The 19,225-nt window shown below is 40.5% G+C and carries 16 protein-coding genes and 1 other RNA gene; 2 read left to right on the forward strand and 15 right to left on the reverse strand.

Going from position 1 to position 19,225, the window contains the following annotated elements; translation table 11 throughout:
• Positions 1 to 40: 40 nt before the first annotated feature.
• The 5 genes from AAEM60_RS13810 to AAEM60_RS13830 form a co-directional block, all read right to left on the reverse strand.
• Positions 41 to 3,658: a dynamin family protein gene (locus AAEM60_RS13810; RefSeq protein WP_341356521.1), complete on the reverse strand. Its 3,618-nt coding sequence runs from the start codon at positions 3,656 to 3,658 to the stop codon at positions 41 to 43.
• 183 nt (positions 3,659 to 3,841) lie between these two features.
• The gene (locus tag AAEM60_RS13815) at positions 3,842 to 4,012 is read right to left on the reverse strand and encodes a hypothetical protein (protein ID WP_299737854.1); all 171 of its coding nucleotides are present in this window, start codon (positions 4,010 to 4,012) and stop codon (positions 3,842 to 3,844) included.
• Between the two features lie 94 nt (positions 4,013 to 4,106).
• Positions 4,107 to 4,676: an isoprenylcysteine carboxylmethyltransferase family protein gene (locus AAEM60_RS13820; protein WP_299737856.1), complete on the reverse strand. Its 570-nt coding sequence runs from the start codon at positions 4,674 to 4,676 to the stop codon at positions 4,107 to 4,109.
• Positions 4,673 to 5,743 (reverse strand): 3-oxoacyl-[acyl-carrier-protein] synthase III C-terminal domain-containing protein, encoded by a 1,071-nt coding sequence (locus tag AAEM60_RS13825; RefSeq protein WP_299737858.1) that lies wholly within the window; start codon positions 5,741 to 5,743, stop codon positions 4,673 to 4,675. The genes AAEM60_RS13820 and AAEM60_RS13825 overlap by 4 nt, the downstream gene beginning before the upstream one ends.
• Positions 5,744 to 5,951: 208 nt before the next feature.
• Complete coding sequence (locus AAEM60_RS13830; RefSeq protein WP_341356522.1) at positions 5,952 to 6,722, reverse strand: glucose 1-dehydrogenase; 771 nt, start codon at positions 6,720 to 6,722, stop codon at positions 5,952 to 5,954.
• 594 nt (positions 6,723 to 7,316) lie between these two features.
• On the opposite strand from AAEM60_RS13830, the gene AAEM60_RS13835 reads away from it, so the two are divergent.
• Complete coding sequence (locus AAEM60_RS13835; RefSeq protein WP_341356523.1) at positions 7,317 to 7,793, forward strand: cytochrome c oxidase subunit II; 477 nt, start codon at positions 7,317 to 7,319, stop codon at positions 7,791 to 7,793.
• A 1-nt stretch (position 7,794) separates the two neighbouring features.
• On the forward strand, positions 7,795 to 9,441 hold the full coding sequence (locus AAEM60_RS13840; protein ID WP_341356524.1) for a b(o/a)3-type cytochrome-c oxidase subunit 1: 1,647 nt from the start codon (positions 7,795 to 7,797) through the stop codon (positions 9,439 to 9,441).
• Positions 9,442 to 9,780: 339 nt separating this feature from the next.
• Here the strand turns inward: AAEM60_RS13840 and AAEM60_RS13845 are convergent, their stop codons facing one another.
• The 10 genes from AAEM60_RS13845 to AAEM60_RS13890 form a co-directional block, all read right to left on the reverse strand.
• On the reverse strand, positions 9,781 to 10,248 hold the full coding sequence (locus tag AAEM60_RS13845; protein ID WP_299737877.1) for a GyrI-like domain-containing protein: 468 nt from the start codon (positions 10,246 to 10,248) through the stop codon (positions 9,781 to 9,783).
• A gap of 22 nt (positions 10,249 to 10,270) precedes the next feature.
• A complete protein-coding gene (locus AAEM60_RS13850; protein WP_341356525.1) occupies positions 10,271 to 11,785 on the reverse strand; it encodes a carboxypeptidase M32 in 1,515 nt (504 codons plus the stop codon).
• Positions 11,786 to 11,872: 87 nt separating this feature from the next.
• A complete protein-coding gene (locus AAEM60_RS13855; RefSeq protein ID WP_341356526.1) occupies positions 11,873 to 13,798 on the reverse strand; it encodes an ATP-dependent DNA helicase in 1,926 nt (641 codons plus the stop codon).
• Between the two features lie 204 nt (positions 13,799 to 14,002).
• On the reverse strand, positions 14,003 to 14,176 hold the full coding sequence (locus AAEM60_RS13860) for a hypothetical protein (protein ID WP_341356527.1): 174 nt from the start codon (positions 14,174 to 14,176) through the stop codon (positions 14,003 to 14,005).
• Positions 14,177 to 14,273: 97 nt separating this feature from the next.
• Positions 14,274 to 15,413 (reverse strand): class I SAM-dependent RNA methyltransferase, encoded by a 1,140-nt coding sequence (locus tag AAEM60_RS13865; protein ID WP_299737885.1) that lies wholly within the window; start codon positions 15,411 to 15,413, stop codon positions 14,274 to 14,276.
• Between the two features lie 150 nt (positions 15,414 to 15,563).
• Positions 15,564 to 15,950: RNase P RNA component class B (gene rnpB, locus AAEM60_RS13870), an RNA gene on the reverse strand.
• Positions 15,951 to 16,010: 60 nt separating this feature from the next.
• Positions 16,011 to 16,319: a cell division regulator GpsB gene (gene gpsB / locus AAEM60_RS13875; protein ID WP_299737887.1), complete on the reverse strand. Its 309-nt coding sequence runs from the start codon at positions 16,317 to 16,319 to the stop codon at positions 16,011 to 16,013.
• A 117-nt stretch (positions 16,320 to 16,436) separates the two neighbouring features.
• Positions 16,437 to 16,994, reverse strand: a complete 558-nt coding sequence (locus AAEM60_RS13880; RefSeq protein WP_299737889.1) for a DUF1273 domain-containing protein — start codon at positions 16,992 to 16,994, stop codon at positions 16,437 to 16,439.
• A 257-nt stretch (positions 16,995 to 17,251) separates the two neighbouring features.
• Entirely contained in the window at positions 17,252 to 17,596 is a 345-nt protein-coding gene (locus AAEM60_RS13885) for a CotD family spore coat protein (RefSeq protein WP_341356528.1), read from the reverse strand.
• Positions 17,597 to 17,931: 335 nt separating this feature from the next.
• Positions 17,932 to 19,215 carry a ribonuclease H-like domain-containing protein gene (locus AAEM60_RS13890; RefSeq protein ID WP_341356529.1) on the reverse strand — a complete coding sequence of 428 codons (1,284 nt, stop codon included), beginning with the start codon at positions 19,213 to 19,215 and terminating at the stop codon, positions 17,932 to 17,934.
• Between the last annotated feature and the right edge of the window lie 10 nt (positions 19,216 to 19,225).

Below are 19,225 nucleotides of genomic sequence, written 5' to 3' on the forward strand. Positions count from 1 at the left end.
CAATGATAAGGATTCGCCACGATTCTCCTCCTTCTCTTCTTTAAGCTTGAATGTGATCGAGACGCTCCAAATCCTGTTTTAGTTTGTGGAGGTCCTGAACTGTCTCTAAAGCGTCTAAATTGGAATTGATCTGCTCCATCACCTGGGTCAACATTTCTTTTTTCAGCATGTCGAATTCTCTTTCTAAATACGAAGCACCCCATGATTCCAGGCGTAACTGTTCATGTTCTAAATAGCTATCTGCAGGTTTTTGTAGTAGTGCTTCCAATTTTTCCTGAACAATTTTTTTCCCGCCTTTTTCAAAGAAATGCTTTGGATTTTTAAATGAAGAAAAGGCTTCTTCGAATAGTCGCAGCTCTATTTGTTTAAATGCGTTCTCAAATTCAATGGTGCTTTCGTTTTTGTAATCTTGTGGAGATAATACTAGTTCTTTCTCCACCTGTTCAATCAATTCTTCAAGGGCGATCCATTGTTCGTTGAGTTGTTTATGAATGAACTGCTGGATGCGAAGAGAAGTGGCCCTCATTTCCTGAGCCAAATCAAATCCGATACTCGATAGAAATTCCTTTAACCCTTCTCTTATCGCTAGGGACTGGTTGGAGTATTGCAGAAATAATCCTGAATGAAAGGCTTCTTTATAAAAGTCGGATACCCGGAAGAACACCCTTTGTTTTACATAATAGACAAGCTCCTTCGATTCTTGCTGCATTTCGATTTCCAGGGGCTGGACAGATTTAGCATCGATTAGTGAGCGAACCTTTACCTTCGCGTCGTTCAGCTCCTGTTTGCGTACTTGCTTATACGCTTTATCACTTGACGCCGTATGAATATATTGTTTAAACCGTTGCAATCCCCTATCCCACTCACTAAGAGCGGACTCAATACTCATGCTCACTAATTCATTCTGTATAAATGTTTGGAATTCCTTCTTAAATAGGTCCATTCCTGACTTGTGGGAACCTGATTCCTTGAGAGCTTGGAGAGAAGACACTCCAAAGATCCTCGGAAAACGAATGCCATATTGAATCAGCTGCGCTTCCACATAGTCAATCACTTCATTCTTTTCTTCTTCATCACTTGCAAGATCGATGGCGTTTACGACAAAGAACATTTTATCTAATTCAAATGTATCCTTCACTCGCCCCAATTGAATAAGGAACTCCCGGTCTGCCTTGGCAAATGCATGATTGTAATAGGTCACAAATAGTATCGCATCGGCATTTTTGATATATTCAAATGCTACTCCTGTATGTCTTGCGTTTATTGAATCTGCTCCTGGTGTATCGACGAGTGTGATTCCCTGCCTTGTAATATCACAATCGAAATAGAGATCGATTGACTCAACAAAACAAGCTTGAGATTCATCCGCTACAAATCCTCTATACTCTTCAAGATTGGCCTTTTTTGTCTTTCCAAGACTTTCTTTAAAGGCAGGATAACCATTATAAAAAGCCTGCAGGAATGAAAGGTGTACATTCTCCTTACCACTGCCTTCACTCGTTAAAGCAGGTACAATCACCATTGCTTCATCGAGGGTTGAGACACTGCGATTGAAAAAGGAAAGAGTATGAACGATGTCTTGAAATAGTTGGTCGTAGGTTTTGATTTGTACATGGGCAGTCTCATGCTCACCGCTTTCTGATACCGGATTGATTCGATTGATCGAAGCAGTTGTCGGATTTGGGCTCACAGGAAGTATTTTCTTCCCTAATAGTGCATTGGCAAATGATGATTTCCCCGCACTAAAAGCACCGAATAATGCAATCGTGAAGGATTGATTGGAAAGGCGCTCTTTCTTTCCTTCTAATAGATCCGCTGTCTTGGAAAACCCATTGTATTTCCTGAATACATGGGTCATCGTATCTAAACGTTCGATAACCCCTCCTATAGAAGCTTGTTGTTCTTTTCGTGGCTCCGTCACAATCTTTTCCCTGGTTCGTCGTATTGTCTCTTTTTGATCCAACTCCATGTCAGTTGCAAGAATATACTCTTCCGACCTTGCCTTCCAATTCACAATCCATTGTTGGAGAATAGAATCTGCCTGTATTTGATCGATTTCAATACTCATTAATTTTCGCAGTTGAGTGGTCTTTTCTTCATATAATGTGTTCCACTGATAAATGACTCCCGTTTTCTTTTGGAGTTCATTAAGCTCAGCTTCTAAAACTGAATTCTCTTCTCGAGACGCGCTTTCAATTTCATTCAAAGTGTCTCCAAACAAATCATTTGTATAGTTTCTGGCTTTCCCCTTTATTTCCTCAGAAAGATCATCACAGTATTGTAGAACGTAATCACTCGTTATTCCCGCACCTGATTTAATTAGATCAATAAGAAATGGTTCATCCACTTCCAGAGATAATTGATCCCACTTCATTCGTTGATCTGATGAAGGACTGTATTCTTTCACCATGTTTTTTCCCAGTGTCTTCAGATGCCATTCTAATTGAGATTCGATGCGGGTATTTACATCGTCTTTAAACTTCTGAATTCTGATCGCTTTTTCATCTTCTGTCTTTTGTTTTGAAAATAAAAAACCTACCTTAAAGTCTGGTTGTCTGCTTTCCAGAAAATCTTTCGCTAATTCTCTCGTTTCAAACGGCATTAAATACGCATTTTTAAGGACTTCTCTTCTTTCTGCCTCAAAATGTTCTTTAATCGCTTTTACGTTATTTTTTGCTAAAGTTTCAATCAATCTTCTTTCAGTTTGAAGAAGAGCGTCTTTGTTATTCCACTCCTCCTCTGTCAGTAGGTCTCTCCCTGTTTCCTCGATTTTCTCAAGCTCTTCCTCATACCACTTCTCATGCTCAGATCGTAATTGAGAAATAGCCGATTCTGCAGAGTCCTCTATCAGTTCACTTTTCTGTTTCACCTGCTCTTCAATTAATGACTCTAATTTTTCAAGATCATTATGAGGATGATGCGGAGCTTTTAGACTTGTAAAAAACGTTCCATTGGGTACAACACCCCAAGAAGCAAACGAGTTCTCAACACTTTCTTTAAAGTCGCTGAATGTTAATTCTTCTTCCTGGTGTTTATCAATCTGATTTACAATGAGATACAGCTTGACTCCATGACGGATCATTTCCTTTGTGAACTCAAAGTTCACCTGAGATTGAACATGGTTATAATCCATTACGTAAAAAACGGCGTCAGCGAGATGAATGGCGGATTCAGTTGATAGTCTGTGGGCATCATCCGTACTGTCTACGCCAGGCGTGTCTAAAACCGATACACCCTCTGGCATCTCACTCTTGCTACGCCCTATTTCTACAGAGTATACTTCCTCACCGTTTTTACAAAAGTCCTTAATGGTGGAGAACTCATATGGCGCCTTGAAGTATAACGGCTGGGAATCATGATAATGAATTTTCGCAAAATCCGTAGATGCATGGTGAACCTTTACTAGATTCGCACTGGTTGGGATTGGACTGGACGGGAGGATTTCTTCCCCCATTAAGTGATTAATCATTGTAGACTTTCCAGCCGAAAAGTGGCCGCAGAAGGCTAAAATCAGTTCATCGTTGTATAATTTCTCTGCTAATCTTTCTACCTTTGCGGCCCGCTCTACGTCTCCGTTGTGACGGAAAGTATCGTGGTAGGCTGTAAGTTGTTGCAATGTATTATGTAATTGTGTACTTTTATGCTCTATCTGACTCATTGAACTAGTTCCTTTCTGTTTTCAGAAAAATGATAACGTTTTTATTTTATCGTATTTAGCTCAATTTCTCTATGAAATCATATCAACATGGGGTATTTGAGAACGGTATTAGTATATGCAGGGATTTCAAAAGAGGCAAAAGACAAAATAAAAAGCCCTCTTCCGAAGAAGGGGACTATGTATTTATCGTGTTGTGTCAGTTGCGATCAGGTTTGAATGAACAAAAGATTTTGAGTTTGTCTGGTATGATGGTACTTTCTTCTCTTGTGCTGAATCCTTCATTACATTTGATAAAACATGCTTCATCATGAAGCTATACGCTAATACAGTAAACAATATCAGAAACCATACCATATTTGTCCCCACCCTTTTGTTAAGAAAAATTGAGAATAATTATCATCTTCAATTAGAATCTTAACAAAAACGATAATCATTTTCAATAAGAAAATTATTTTTCTTTCTTGATTAGGGGGATCCAGCCCTTTGTATGAAGGTGAATCCTTTCATAATTCGTTTCATCTCGAAGTGCATGTTCCTCAAGCGGAATGCGAATAGAGAGAATGAATTGATTTAATAATGCAAAGACAAACAGGGTCCAATAGGCATTAAAGAGTAATGGAACAATCAAGAATTCTAATGTCACAATAAGGTAGTTAGGATGCTTCAAATATTTATAAGGACCTTTCGCAACCACTTCAGCTTTCGGAAGCACGATGATTTTTGTATTCCAATACTTCCCCAGTGAAGAAATCACCCAAATTCTCCCGAGCTGAGTGAGAATGAAGCCAGCCAACAGGATTGGCCAATAGGGGTTAACCCCTGTATGAAAGATCCCTCCTTCAATTAACAACGAAACAAAGAATGCGATATGGATAGCCACCATCATTTTATAATGAGCCTGTCCATATTCTTTTGCCCCCTGTTCCTTCATCCACTTCTCATTTGACTTGGCAATGAATAGCTCCACAAGCCTCTGAATCATCAGTACGAAAAAAAACAGAATGAAATAGAGCATCATTCCCACCTCATCAAAAGCAGTTCCGAACTAAACCCCGGCCCTAAAGCGGTACCCAAGCCTATATCTCCACGCTCACAGCCTTTATTCATAAATTCCTTCAGCACATACAAGATGGTTACAGATGACATATTCCCATAGTTTTTCAAGACCTTCATTGATTCAGATGTCATGCTTTCATCCATTCCTAAAGCTTCCTGATAGGCTTCAATGACCTTCTTACCTCCTGGATGTGCCACAAAATGCTTAATATCTTCAAGGCTGATATCATTTGCATTGATAAATCCCTCAACATTCGGCCTGAGCCAATTCTTCACCAGTGTGGGAATATCTTTTGAAAACACTACATATAAACCGTTATTCTTTACCTCCCACCCCATTACATCCAGTGAATCCTCTAAGAGAGTCGATTGAGTGGCGAAAATGGATGGCAATGGGTGGGAAATCCCTTCAAGTAATGGGCTTTCATCACCACATACAACAGCACACGCAACGCCATCCGCAAAAAGAGACGTTCCAATTAAATTGCTCTTTGAGCGATCCCCATGCTGAAAGGTGAGTGAACAAAGTTCAATGGAAAGGACGAGAACATTTGCTTTCGGAAAAGCTAAACAGTACTCATAGGCCCGTGACAGCCCGCTTGCCCCCCCTGCACATCCCAATCCCCAAATCGGAATTCGTTTAACATGAGAAGAGAATGGCAGAAGATTCATAATTCTCGCTTCTAGACTTGGTGTTGCGAGGCCAGATGTTGAAATCGTAAAAATCGCATCAATGTCCTCCAGTGTAATCTGATGATTGGATAGGATTTTCTTAACAGCCTTGCTGCCTAATTCAACTGCGTGGTGAATGAATTCATCATTTTTTTCTTGAAAGGTATGCTCCCTAGAAAACCATTCGAGATCTTTTACGAAATAACGACTGTCTATTTCACCATTTTCAAACACGGTGAGAAGACGTCCGATATTCTTAAAGCTTGTCGAAAACAATTGTTTCGCAAATTCTGCCGCTTCTTTTTGTGTAATCTTCACAGGGGGAATCTCGGTTTCAACTGAGACAATTTTCGGCATATACGTACACTCCTTACACTTCCATGTAAGGGTAGCATTTCCAAAAAATCACAAAACATGTATTCAAGATTATGTATAGTCCTTCAAATCCATCTGAATATGCCTTCATTCGAAAAGAATACCATTGGTGATTATTGTGATTCGATAATCACTTTACCATATACAAAGAGCTAACCCGCAATAAGTTAGCTCTTTGTTGTACGGAAGTTCAAAAACCTTGAATCGTCATTCCACCGTCCACAAAAAGGGTTTGGCCTGTAACATAATTCGAAGCATCCGAGGAAAGGAAAACAGCAGGGCCTACAAGTTCCTCCAGTTCACCGATTCTCTTTAGGGGTGTTACGGCCAAAATATCGTTTACATATTCTTCGTTTTGCAATAGCTCTTTTGTTAGTGGCGTTTTAAAATACCAAGGTCCGATACTATTCACATTAATATTGTATTTTCCCCATTCCATGGCTAATACCTTCGTCATTTGAATCATGGCTGCTTTCGTTGAAGCGTACACAACCCCTGTACGTAAAGCAACTTGTCCAGCTACAGACGCTATGTTAATGATTTTCCCCTGATTCTTCTCCTTCATATGTTTACCTGCTTCCTGACTCATCATAAAAGCAGATTTCAAATTTGTATCCATGATCGTTTGCCATTCTTCATCCGTAACCTCAAGGGCGCTGGAACGAATATTCATTCCTGCATTATTAATTAAAATATCAATGGAACGTTTTTGATCTTCTATGTAAGCAATCGCTTTTTGAATCTCTTCCCGTGATGTCACATCCGTCGGGATTATATAAGCCCTTCTTCCCAGCTTTTCAATTTCACTGGCCGTTTCTTCCAGATCGCCCCTCGTCCTTGATAGCAGGACAACATCGGCTCCTGATTCTGCTAAACCTATACTGAGAGCTCGTCCAATTCCACGACCGGCACCAGAGACAACAGCCAGTTTATCTTTTAATGAAAATGAAGGTAAATACATCTTCACACCACCCTACCCATTATTTGAATCTTCTATATATTAACACAGTCATGTTGACTGCTAAAAGGTTTACGCTTTAACGAGTTTTCTTCTTGTCCCCCTGGTTCTGGACATGAATGTGGATTTTCGAATCTACATGAAGTTGACACTGAGGACAAACCGTTTTCTCGGAAAAGATCTGACAGCAATGCTTACAATAAAATTTTTCCACGAAATATCCTCCTCCCTCTTTATTTTCATTCCTATACTCTATGCATGTCGTTCCGACAAATGAACCGATTGAAAGACCTATTTATTTCTGACTTCACATTTATTTCACAATTTTTCACGTAACCTGTGACATTTATCACAGATTCATAAGGGTTTACACCTTTATGATAGTGATAACAAAATCAATCATCCAATGAATGGAAGGAATGAGATAAATGGCGAAACCGGAATTACATCAAAAAACCGAGGTTAAGGTCGAAGAGTCAACTTCATTAAAAGGAACTTTTACTTCGGTTCTGTTCCTAGGTGGTTTTTTAGTCCTTACTTGGCTAGGAGTATTCTTACTATTTTTAAATCGTTTTTAATTCTGAAGGAGTGGTTAACATGCACATGCATCGCTATGAAAAATGGTGGTTAACGTTAGGAACAGGGTCTCTTATCTTATTTTTAGTTATTTTAGGAATCAGTGCTTTTCATCAAGGACATCAACCTCCAAGCGCGAAAGCATACGTCAATCCCGAGCAAGTGGATAAAACCTCGCCCTTTAACGAGCCGGGATTAAAGAAGATAGAAGGGAAGGATTGGGATTACGAGTTAGTGTTTGTCGCATCAGCATTTCTCTACACGCCCGGGGAAATTGAAATACCTAAAGGATCTACACTTAAAATCATCGCCACAACAAAAGATGTTGTTCACGGATTTGAAGTGGCAGGAACAAACATTAATATGATGCTTGAACCTGGATTTGTTAGTGAATATACAACAACCCTTGACAAAACAGGAGAATTTCTCGTTGTATGTAATGAATATTGTGGGGTAGGTCACCACACAATGAAATCTATGATCAAGGTGGTGGACTAAAATGAAACGATTTGTGAGAATTGAGAAAAAAGATGCTACTTTGGCGATGGCACATATTTATGTTGGCTTTATTGCCTTGGCTCTAGGTGGATTGGCTGGATTATTACAAGTGTTGGTAAGGTCAGGCAAATTCATTTTGCCTGCAGGGATTGGCTATTACCAGGTCTTAACGGTTCACGGCGTATTATTGGGATTGGTATTAACCACTTTCTTTATCCTTGGATTCCAGCATGCTGCCATTTCCCGAACTTCCGGTACCTATTCTGGAAAATCGCGCTTGTTTGGCTGGTTAGGATTCTGGGTCATGCTTCTTGGTACAATCATGGCCGCTGTTATGATTCTATTAAATGAAGCAACTGTACTTTATACTTTCTATGCTCCCCTGCAGGCACACTGGATATTTTACTTAGGTTTGACTTTCGTCGTTGTTGGAAGCTGGTTAGGCGGGGCCGGCATGATCATCAAATATGTAAGCTGGCGAAAAGAAAACCCTGGACTACCAAGCCCTCTGTTAACATTCATGGCCATCATCAATACCGTCTTATGGATTGTCGCCACCATTGGTGTGGCAGGAACGGTTTTATTCCAGCTCCTTCCTTGGTCTCTTGGCCTCGTTGATCGAGTAGATGTGCTCGTAAGCAGAACATTATTCTGGTATTTCGGTCATCCCCTTGTATATTTTTGGCTGCTGCCTGCCTATATGGCATGGTATGTCATTATTCCAAAAATCATTGGCGGAAAAATATTTTCAGATTCGTTAGCCAGACTTTCATTTATTTTGTTCCTTCTATTCTCTATCCCGGTAGGTTTCCATCACCAATTAGTGGAACCTGGAATTGACGCATATTGGAAGTTTCTACAGGTTGTTCTTACCTTTATGGTTGTCATACCTTCCTTGATGACTGCATTTTCTCTTTTCGCTACCTTTGAAATGTACGGCAGATCCAAAGGAGCTACCGGATTGTTTGGATGGTTTAAGAAGTTACCATGGGGAGATGCACGCTTTACCGTACCCTTTATCGGCATGGTGGCCTTTATCCCTGCGGGAGCAGGTGGATTAATCAATGCATCTAACCAAATGAACCAGGTTGTTCATAATACCATTTGGGTTACGGGCCACTTCCACTTAACTTTGGCAACTTCCGTTGTGTTAACGTTTTTCGGTATTGCCTATTGGCTCGTACCTCATTTAACGGGACGCGTCTTAACGAAAGCAATGAACAAACTGGCGATCGTGCAAGCCATTGTTTGGTCTGTAGGAATGGGTATTATGTCAGGTGCCATGCATGCTGTCGGCCTACTGGGCGCGCCAAGACGATCTTCTTTTTCGACTTATGGGGATGCACCGCAAGCCCTTGCTTGGATTCCATATCAAGTCGCACAAGCGATCGGGGGAACGATTCTTTTTATCGGGATTATCCTGGTTCTATATATCTTTATCAATCTGGCATTCTTCGCACCTAAAGGAGAAGAAGAATTCCCGGTAGGTGAAAAAGCGGAAGCGGCCGAGAGAAGTCCAATGGTCCTTGAAAACTGGAGAATTTGGTTAACCATCTTAGCAGCTCTCATTCTTGTTGCCTACACCGTTCCATTCATCGACATGATTCAAAATGCACCACCTGCATCCAAGGGCTATCATTTGTGGTAAAAAGAAAAGCGGAGGCGGCTTGCTCTGGGGCGACAAGCATAAGACGAGTAACCCGGAAAGGCGCTCTTTGCCTTTTTGGGTTACTTGGCTTATGACCTCGAGCCCCAAGCCGCCGGAGCTCGACAATCAGAAAAGCGGAGGCGGCTTGCCCTGGGGCGACAAGCATAAGACGAGTAACCCGGAAAGGCGCTCTTTGCCTTTTTGGGTTACTTGGCTTATGACCTCGAGCCCCAAGCCGCCGGAGCTCGACAATCAGAAAAGCGGAGGCGGCTTGCCCTGGGGCGAAAAAATCAAAATGATATAAAGAAAAGAGGCTGCCACATAACGGCAGCCTCTTTTCTATTTCTCTTTAATTGGAACAAACAACTCTAATTTCCTTTTGTCTTCCGTTTCGTTGATTTCCCTGTCCTGAGACAAAAATTTCTCGACACTCAGTCTGGAGTTGTCTTTTTCATACCCATTTTCCTTAATCCAGTTAAAGATCGAAAAGTAGGCCTGCTCGACTTCCGTTGACAGCCCTTCATATAGAGCGTGAGCATAATCGCCTGCAGGGAGAGTTAGTTCCAATAACCCCGGTGGAAGCTTTTCCACACGATCAACCTCTACGGTACAATAATACGTAAAATCAGTCGCTCTGTCATGGAAAGGTGCGTATATGCATTCATCTCCATTGATGTGGTGAATGGATGGGATCATCTGTTGAAACTTGGTAAACAGTCTAGGAATCTCAGACCCTCTTCCATACGGTCCAGTCCACCCTATTCCTACCAGCAATTTATCCTCTAGCGATGCAACTTTAATTTCCATGATTTTGCCTCCATTGTATTCGTTAATTCAAGGAATATACCTTTGAATACTTCTCAGTTAAATACTCGGCCAAGTACTTTGCATTAAGCCCTTCTCCGGTAACTTCCCTGATGATTTCCAGCGGTTTCTTCATCTTGCCCCACTGATGGACGTTCTTGGTCAGCCATTCTCTGATGGGAGCAAGATTCCCCTCTTCCAACAGCTCTTCATAATGAGGAAGATCGTTTAACATGGCACGCTTAAACTGTGCCGCGTACATATATCCTAATGCGTATGACGGAAAGTAACCGAAGCTTCCACCGGCCCAATGAACGTCCTGGAGGACTCCTTCACCATTATGGGAAGGACGGATACCTAAGTACTCTTCATATTTCTGATTCCAGATTTCAGGAAGATCCTTCACGTCAATCTCATCATTAAATAATCCTTTTTCAATTTCATAGCGGATGATGATATGTAGAGCGTACGTTAATTCATCTGCTTCAATTCGAATTAACGAAGGTTTGGATTCATTAATCCCCCGATAGAAATCGTCCAGTTCCACAGAATCAAACTGTCCAGTTGAGTAATCCTTCAATAGCGAATAATTCTTCTTCCAGAAAGAATGATCTCTCCCTACAAAATTTTCATAAAACAGGGATTGAGACTCATGGATTCCCATGGACGTTCCCGTACATAGTGGTGTGCCCATCAAGTCCTTTGAAATGTTTTGTTCATAAAGGGCATGTCCACCTTCATGAATCGTTCCAAATACGGCTGTTCTCCAATCCTTCTCGTCATATTTAGTTGTTACCCTAACATCACCAGGATTTAAACCAATCGCAAACGGATGTACCGTTTCATCCAGTCTTCCAGAGTTGAAATCATATCCCATTTGTTCAAGGATCTTTAAGCTGAAATCCTTTTGCTTAGCCTTTGGAAAGTGTTTGAAAAGGAAATCGGTTTGTGGCTTATTTTTCGATTCAGAAATTTTATGTACAAGTGGAACAATTTGATCCCGAAGGTCGCCAAATACCTTATCTAACACTTCTATCGTTACACCTGGCTCATACATATCCAGTAGCGTATTATATTTGTTATCTTCGTAGCCCCAATAATCAATAAAGCGTTTCGTAAAGGATACAAGCTTTTCTAAATAAGGCTGAAACATGGTAAAATCCGCTTTTTCTTTCGCTTCTTCCCAGATTCCTTCAGCTTTAGACTGTAACACGACGTATTCCCTATATTCAGATGCAGGAATTTTTTTATTGCGATCATACTCTTTTTGACACTCTTCTAATAGTTTTTGTGTCATATCATCCAACTGATCCATTTCTGGAGAGAGTTTTGCTAAGTAAGCGGCCATTTCATTGGAAGTGGACATTTCAAACAGCTCAGATGAAAGCATCCCGATGACTTCTGACCGCTGCTCTGCACCATTTTTTGGAGCGCCGGTCCTTAAATCCCAGAACATCAAACCAAGTGCTTCGTTGTAGGCAGACATTTTTTTAACATAATCATGAAATTGATCTTTTGTCTCTATTACTGATTCTTTCATTTTTAAAATCCCCCTTTTTTTAACATTCAATCTATTTTATCATATCACAAAAAAACCGCCCATTAAGGCGGTTTTAACTTCTATTGACTATGCGTTCAACACTTCAATTCCAACGGGTAAAACTGATTCTACCAATTCTCTATGTGATGTTTCCGCGTCATTCATCAGAATATGGATGCTCCCCTTGTCTTCACTCGTCCGAATCAGACGTCCGATTCCCTGTCTCAAGCGAAGGATCATGTAAGGAATATCAACTTCTTCCATAGAATGAGTGGCATGCTTTCGTTTCGCATCAAAGACAGGGTCCTTTGGAGGGAATGGAAGCGAGTAGATAATGACCTGTGAAAGGGACTCCCCTGGCACGTCCAATCCTTCCCATAAGTGATATGAGCACAGGACCGTGGACGTTTCCTGCTGGAACTGCTCTACCGTATCACTGATCTCTCTGTCCCCTTCATAGATTACATTCCATGCCTGATCAGCCTGTTGCATCTGAAACGACCTAAATGCATTCATTTCATCCATGGAGGTGAAAAGAACCAACGATTTCCCTTGATTACTCTTCAGTTTGTCAAATACATACTGATTTTTGGAATGTACTCCGGCATCCAGTGAAGGAAGATACGCTTTCATCATGTCTTCGTAATCATAAGGGGATTCCACTGAAAATTTTTCATATGTCTCAATCCCAAGCGATTGAGAAACATAAGAGAAGTCTCCATTATAGGAAAGGGTTGCCGAAGAAAAAATAAATGGAATATTTTGAGAAAAAACTTGTTCTCTAAGAATTTCCTCGACTAATCTCGGCATCACCACAAATGTGTGCTCTTCCTCTGATGTTTCCAACCAGTAGATTCCTTTTTCATCATCTAAAAACAGTTTCAACGAATACTGGATCTGCTCCAGATATTCTTCCACTACCTTTAAAAGATAATCATCCATAACGTACATTTCAGATTCAAAAACGAGCTCATTCAAGAGGTTTTCGATTTTCTCCGTTATAGACCTGCCCTGCTGTAATATGGCTTCTGAACGAATGATGTATTGTCTATCGGAGCCTGACTCCCCTTTGGAGTCCTTCTCGAGTAGCTCGAACCACTTTTCATTGTCGAGCATGATATCTTCAATGATATAAAGGGTCTCCTCCCTCATATCCGATGAAGACAGCTTCTCTAATAGTCCTTCAAGTGTCTCCATCCTCATCCTGTAAGTCATCGCTTTTTGAGAAGCAAATTCCAATAGGTGACCTTCGTCAAAGACGACTGAGCTTGCTTCCGGCAGAAGTGGCAGCTGACCTTCCCGTTTTCTACTGTCCTTGGTCCAGATATGCTCCATATAGAAATCATGTGAACAGATGATCAAGTCAGCCGCATTCCGATAGTGTTCACGGTGAAGCGTAAGGCCGCAACGATGGCGATAGACGCAGGACATGCAGTCCTGAAGGGAGTCCCAGCCTACATGATTCCATTCTTCATCTGACAACCCGGCATATTCTTTACGATCCCCGTAATGACTGAAGCTTCTCATAGAAGAATTGTCATGGACGAAGTCCGGCAATTCCTCCCACATATCTTGATAAACTTCATTTTGAGAAACATTTTCTTCTAATTTCTTTATGCAAAGATATTGCTCCCTCGACTTTGCCAAACGAACATCTATGTCTAAATCCAGGGCATGTTCAAGCTTTTGGATGTCCCCCTCTTTTTTCACAATCTGCTCAATGAGTGTTTCATCGGCACATGCAATGATTGCAGGTTTTCCTGTATACCTGGCATAGGATAACGCATATAAGAGGTATACAAGGGTTTTGCCCGTACCGACACCTGCTTCCGCATACATGACTTGCTTATTTTTATAGGCTTGATTAAGTTGAAAGGCCATAAATACCTGTTCATCCCTTAAATCAAATCCCTTTTCAGGTAATAGATCATAAAATACATCACCGACCCAATCGGATAATGCTTCATAAAAGGATTGCTCCTTGGTTAGTTCAAATGGTAATTTTCTTCTCATGGGGACCTCCTACGTGACACAATATTTCTAATTTACTAGAATTCTTACGAATTGAAAAGATAAAAACGCAATTTATTCGTGGCTCTTAAGATGAGCCTTTCATTCAAAGCTTTTCCGATGCCCTTAACAAAAGAAAAGAGACGCTCCATATCAAGGGTAGATCTACCACTTGAATGGATGTCCCTAGTCTCCTTTAGAATACACTCAGTCGTATATTCTCTTTTTTCTTAACAATTCATATTGAAAAGCCTGATCCAGGTTTTTCGCTGCTTCGTGTAAGTCTGGTTGAATGGCTGCTCCTTCTTCACATGAAATGGAAGAAATAGAGCTTTGTAATGCCTGATAGATTTTTTGGTAATCGATGAAAGAATGGTCCATCCTCTTTCACTCCTCTAAAAATGATAGAACTATTATACGCAGGAAGTGAAGGGGATATTCTGACCTTCTTTATCTTTTTTTCTTGGACTTGAAATGTTTACCCTTTTCTCGGAGGACGAGGTCCCCAATATTGATAATAATCCGTTCGAATAAACCCGTTGAACAATTTACGTTTTTTGGTTGCTTGCTTTCCATAGCATTGCTCAAAATTTTCATGGGACGTCATCATGTATACCGACCAGGTTTCCAGTTTTTCAAAGGCCTTTCCCATTTCTTGATACATTTTCTCCACCTCTTTACGTTCACCTAAACGTTCACCATAAGGAGGATTTCCGACAATGATGCCATATTCCAATTCTGAAGTGAAGTCTCTTACTTGCATTTGTTTAAATTTCACCAAATCTCCAAGACCTGCCTCCAGGGCATTCTCTTTCGACACCTCTATCATTCGGTGATCGATATCAGTACCCAATATTTCAAGGGGCTGGTTGTAGTTAGCCAAATCTTCTGCTTCCAGACGCGTTTTTTCCCATACATCATCAGGCATCATCGGCCATTGCTCTGACAAGAACTCTCGGTTAAATCCAGGTGCGATGTTTTGACCGATCAATGCCGCTTCGATCGGAATGGTACCTGACCCGCAGAATGGATCCACAAATGGACGATCAGGATTCCAGGACGTTAGTTGAATCAGTGCTGCAGCCAGCGTTTCCTTTAAAGGAGCTTCACCTTGACCGATTCGATATCCCCTTTTATGAAGACCTTGTCCACTGGTATCGAGGGTGATGCTTGCCACATCTTTATGGATCGCCACCTCAATTTTAAACAAGGGGCCAGTTTCGTCAAGCCAAGATGTACGTTTGTATGCTGTACGTAATCGTTCAACGATTGCTTTTTTCACGATGGCCTGGCAATCAGGTACACTGTATAGCTTTGATTTAACGGATTTCCCCTGCACAGGGAATTCTGCGTCTACAGGAAGGAAATTCTCCCACGGCAGTTTCTTAGTATTCTCAAATAGTTCATCAAAGGAGTACGCTTTAAAGTCTCCAACGAGTATCTTAATTCTATCAGCAGTTCTTAGCCACATATTGGCTCTTGCGATAGCCGTTTCGTCCCCTTTGAAGATGACTTTCCCGTTCTCCACCTGACATTCGTAGCCCAGGTCCTTCACTTCTTTCGCAACAATCGCTTCCAGCCCCATCGCTGCAGTCGCTATTAATGTATATGTACTCATATTGTCACCTCGTTATTAAGTATCTCTATTTAATAGTATTGTCTTGTTTCCCATAAAATAAAAAGGACTGATACAAAGAAGCAGTGTATTACCTGCATGTATCAGTCACTTGCATTATTTAATCCATATTGCTCTTATCCCGTAATAGTGTTCTGTAAGCCATGTTTTGTTCCGTTGTACTACAAGCGACTTATCGTCTCGTACTCGGGTGGTAATCATCTATCTACAAAGGAAGCTCCTTTGTCCCTCTCTTCGTTCAATTCCTCCGAAAGGATTCCCCTACCTAATTTTGGGTTTCTCGCTCGTGGGGTTTACCTCGTTCCACTCCTGCCATTTCTAACAGGACTTCGTCACTGTGGCACTTTCAAGGTAGTCACACCATATCCCAAGGGACTTAGGTGTTTTCCCTGCCGTCAACTCAAAGCTTGAGCTGCCCTAGCTTATGAATTGGCTAGGCACGAACACTACGTGCATCTCAGCACCGTGCGAGCATGGACTTTCCTCTACAACTATAAGTTGCAGCGATTACCCAAACACCATTAAGGATCAGCAATATCTAATTATACTGTAGTTCTTCTAATAATTCAACTGGAAATATTAGTCGTATAATTTGTTTCCAAATACATGTTTTTCTAAATTAGACAAGCGCTTAAGGATATCGAAATTCGTTGTGCCTGTCTGCTGAGTTGGAGCAGCGGACCGTTGCTTACTGGCTCCCTCTACTTGCTTCTTCAATCGCAGATTCTCTTGTTGAAGATCTTCTATTTCTTGATGAAAGGTTTCATAATCTTTAATAATCAAATCTAAAAATTTATCTACGTCTTCTTGCTTGTATCCCCGCATTCCACTTTTGAATTCTTTTTCAAGGATATCCTTAGCCGTTAATTTCACTTTATCTGAGATCATTATTTTCACCTCTATATTTATCACTATCATTTTTTCAAATAACCATCATTTTGTCAATTGTAATTGTTATTCGGGGCTCATATAATTCCGAATGGTTAATGAGTGATAAAGCATCCTCTACTCATTCTTCCACTGCTCTTCTTCGACGACCCATTGCAGATCATGGAATGTAATCGCCCTAATTTCAAAAGATGGATCGGACTCTTTCTTTTTCTTCGCTTCTTGATAGAAGTACTTAGGTGATCCTTCTTTTTCTTCATCATACAGTATCACCAACGTTTGGCTTTTTTGCAAGAATAATTGATTTTTGTTTCGAAACTGCTGAGGACTTTTATAGGGTTCTTTCGAGATTGATTCGACAAAATCCGCTTGAGAAAGGATGAGTTCATAGTATTCTTTATTCTGGTCGTTCCAGTTTTCCTCTTGAGATAAAAAAGGAGTCAGTATAGCCAGTTTAAGATCAGGATAATCTTCTTGAAGTTCAAACACCACTTCTGCCCCCCAAAGTTCAACGCCAAGCTGCCCACTAATGAGTATCCATTCTAATTCTTCATTCAATAGAGATACTAATTCTTTCTTTAGAGCTTGCTTTATGTAGTAAACCGCTTTGTCATCCTGCTTGAAAATTCCTAACTCAAAGGATTTATATCCGGTTATGCATGCAACATTACTCAAATGCAAAACTCCTTCAGTAAACTTTCGGGGCAAACATGTCTATTTAAAGCTTAGTATACCCCAATCCTTTACACTCTATTGTAACATATTTCACGATATGCCAGGTCAACAATCCTTAATATCATATACTATTTACCATCATAAAGAAGAGATGACTCTAATAAGCCTTAGTCACTTTAGCAGAGTAACACGACGTGCCACTCTGCATTTGAAACTAATCTCTTAGAGGCATCCCTCTGTTATCTTCACTCTGAATATTATCGTCCCATGCCATACGGTCCGAAAGGTGGTCTTGGACGAGGTCCGAATCCCGGTCCTCCTGGGCCAACAGGTCCAAATCCTGGTCCTCCTGGTCCTCCTGGTCCAAATCCTGGTCCACCTGGTCCACCGCCACAATTAAAATGTTGGTGTGAAACACTGTCTACTTGTGATTGTGTTTGCGGGAAATAATGTTTATGTTGATACATAACATTATTTACATTCGTCGTGTGAGTTGGGTGAATGTGTGGCACCTCATAGGTATTGCATGTATGCTTCACACAACATTTCGTCGGGTGCATGACTGCAGGAAGTACTTGATTAGGTCTTGGTCTTTTATACATTGAAACGCTCTCCTTTCATCTCTTAGTCGTTACACTAATAGCCTATGAAAGGGAGAGGGTACATGTACTAATGAAAATACCTATTTTTAGGAAAACAATTCGTTATCTTACATAAAGCTATATAAAGTTTCCGGATAATTGGTAAAAACAAAAGCCGTTAAACCAATGACGACAAAGAACAAAATTAAGATTGCCCGGTTCATTTTCATCATCCCATCTAAATATTAAATATTTTCAACACAATTAACTATTTTACAACTTCTTTTGAAAATTCTCAATATAAAAATAAGGAGATTGAACCATTTTTTTAGTATATTTTAAAAGTTTTGGTGTTACTAGGTTGGAAGGTCTGATTTCTTATTTATTTTTCTGGTCAATCGGCTCATTCGATGGTGAAGTTTCCCTATAAAGGTTTCGTGTTTTTCGCTGTTCCACTCTTTGGTTTCATACATCAAGGTTTCAAGCTGTTCACATCTATCCAACGCAAGCTTTAAATTCTTTGTTTTGTGTTCATATACTTTAGCCAGTTCCAGTAATACGACTTTTCTAATCGAAATAGGGGCTTCTTTCCACATTTCTTCCCATAACTCAATCGCCCTACTCTCTTCTCTCTCTTTTTTGAATTGAAGGGCGAGATGGTGCATTGCTTCATAATTCGGACCATCATTCTCATTTATTATCTCTTGGTAACGTTCTTTTGCCATCTCTCTGTTTCCCGTGTATTCAAGCCACCTGCCGACTTCGAACCGCTCATGTCCAGTTGATTGCTTATGGACATTCAATAATTGAAAAGTTAAATGCGTATAAAGAGTGATCAACGACAAAATATCCAGCTCATTATGGGTCATAACCTTAAAAATACCTTCTGGATCTTTACGCTCTATATAATCGAAATAGATCATAGGTGCTAAATAACCCGGAACATCATCAACTCTATTAAATCCAAGAATCTTACGCTCAACGTTAATTAACTTAACGGATTCCATCTTGTGCTTAAAAAGTCTTCTGGATCCATGGTAAAGATCAAAATGTCCGAATGCAGGTAATTTGGGTACATGGTCTTTAATGAGGGTATGCCTTGTCTTTACTTGAGGCCAATCAAACGCTTTACCGTTATACGTCACAAGCGTGTTATAATCCACATTACTTAAAAAACTGTGATAGAGAGGTATTTCACTTCCCGGCTGCGGCAAAAAGTGCTGGGTAACGATCACTTCTGTTTCTGTCACTTTCCCATGCCCTAATAAAAAGATCGTATTTCCTACCCCTCCACCTAAACCGGTCGTTTCCGTATCGAAGAAAAACATTTCTTCATGATTAAGACCTTTAGAAGACAATGGATGCTCACCGGTAAAGTCTTGCCAAGCATCCACCGCTCTAATAAAATCCTTAAATGTGTAATCCCCATGCTGATGATCGATTGAATATCGTTTCTCCCTGACCAGACAAAAATCACCGTCTATATAGTAGGCAGCCGTACCATTTTGTTTCCATAAATCAATAAATGGGAAATCTCTCGCTTCCTGCTCTATTACCAAATGCTGAACTTTCTTCTCTTCAGCCTCGTCTTCTCTAATAATATGTTTTTTCATTCTTGATAATTTATTTTTAAGAGACAATTCGTTCCCT

It is taken from the genome of Rossellomorea sp. y25 (genome assembly GCF_038049935.1).
GTDB lineage: Bacteria > Bacillota > Bacilli > Bacillales > Bacillaceae_B > Rossellomorea.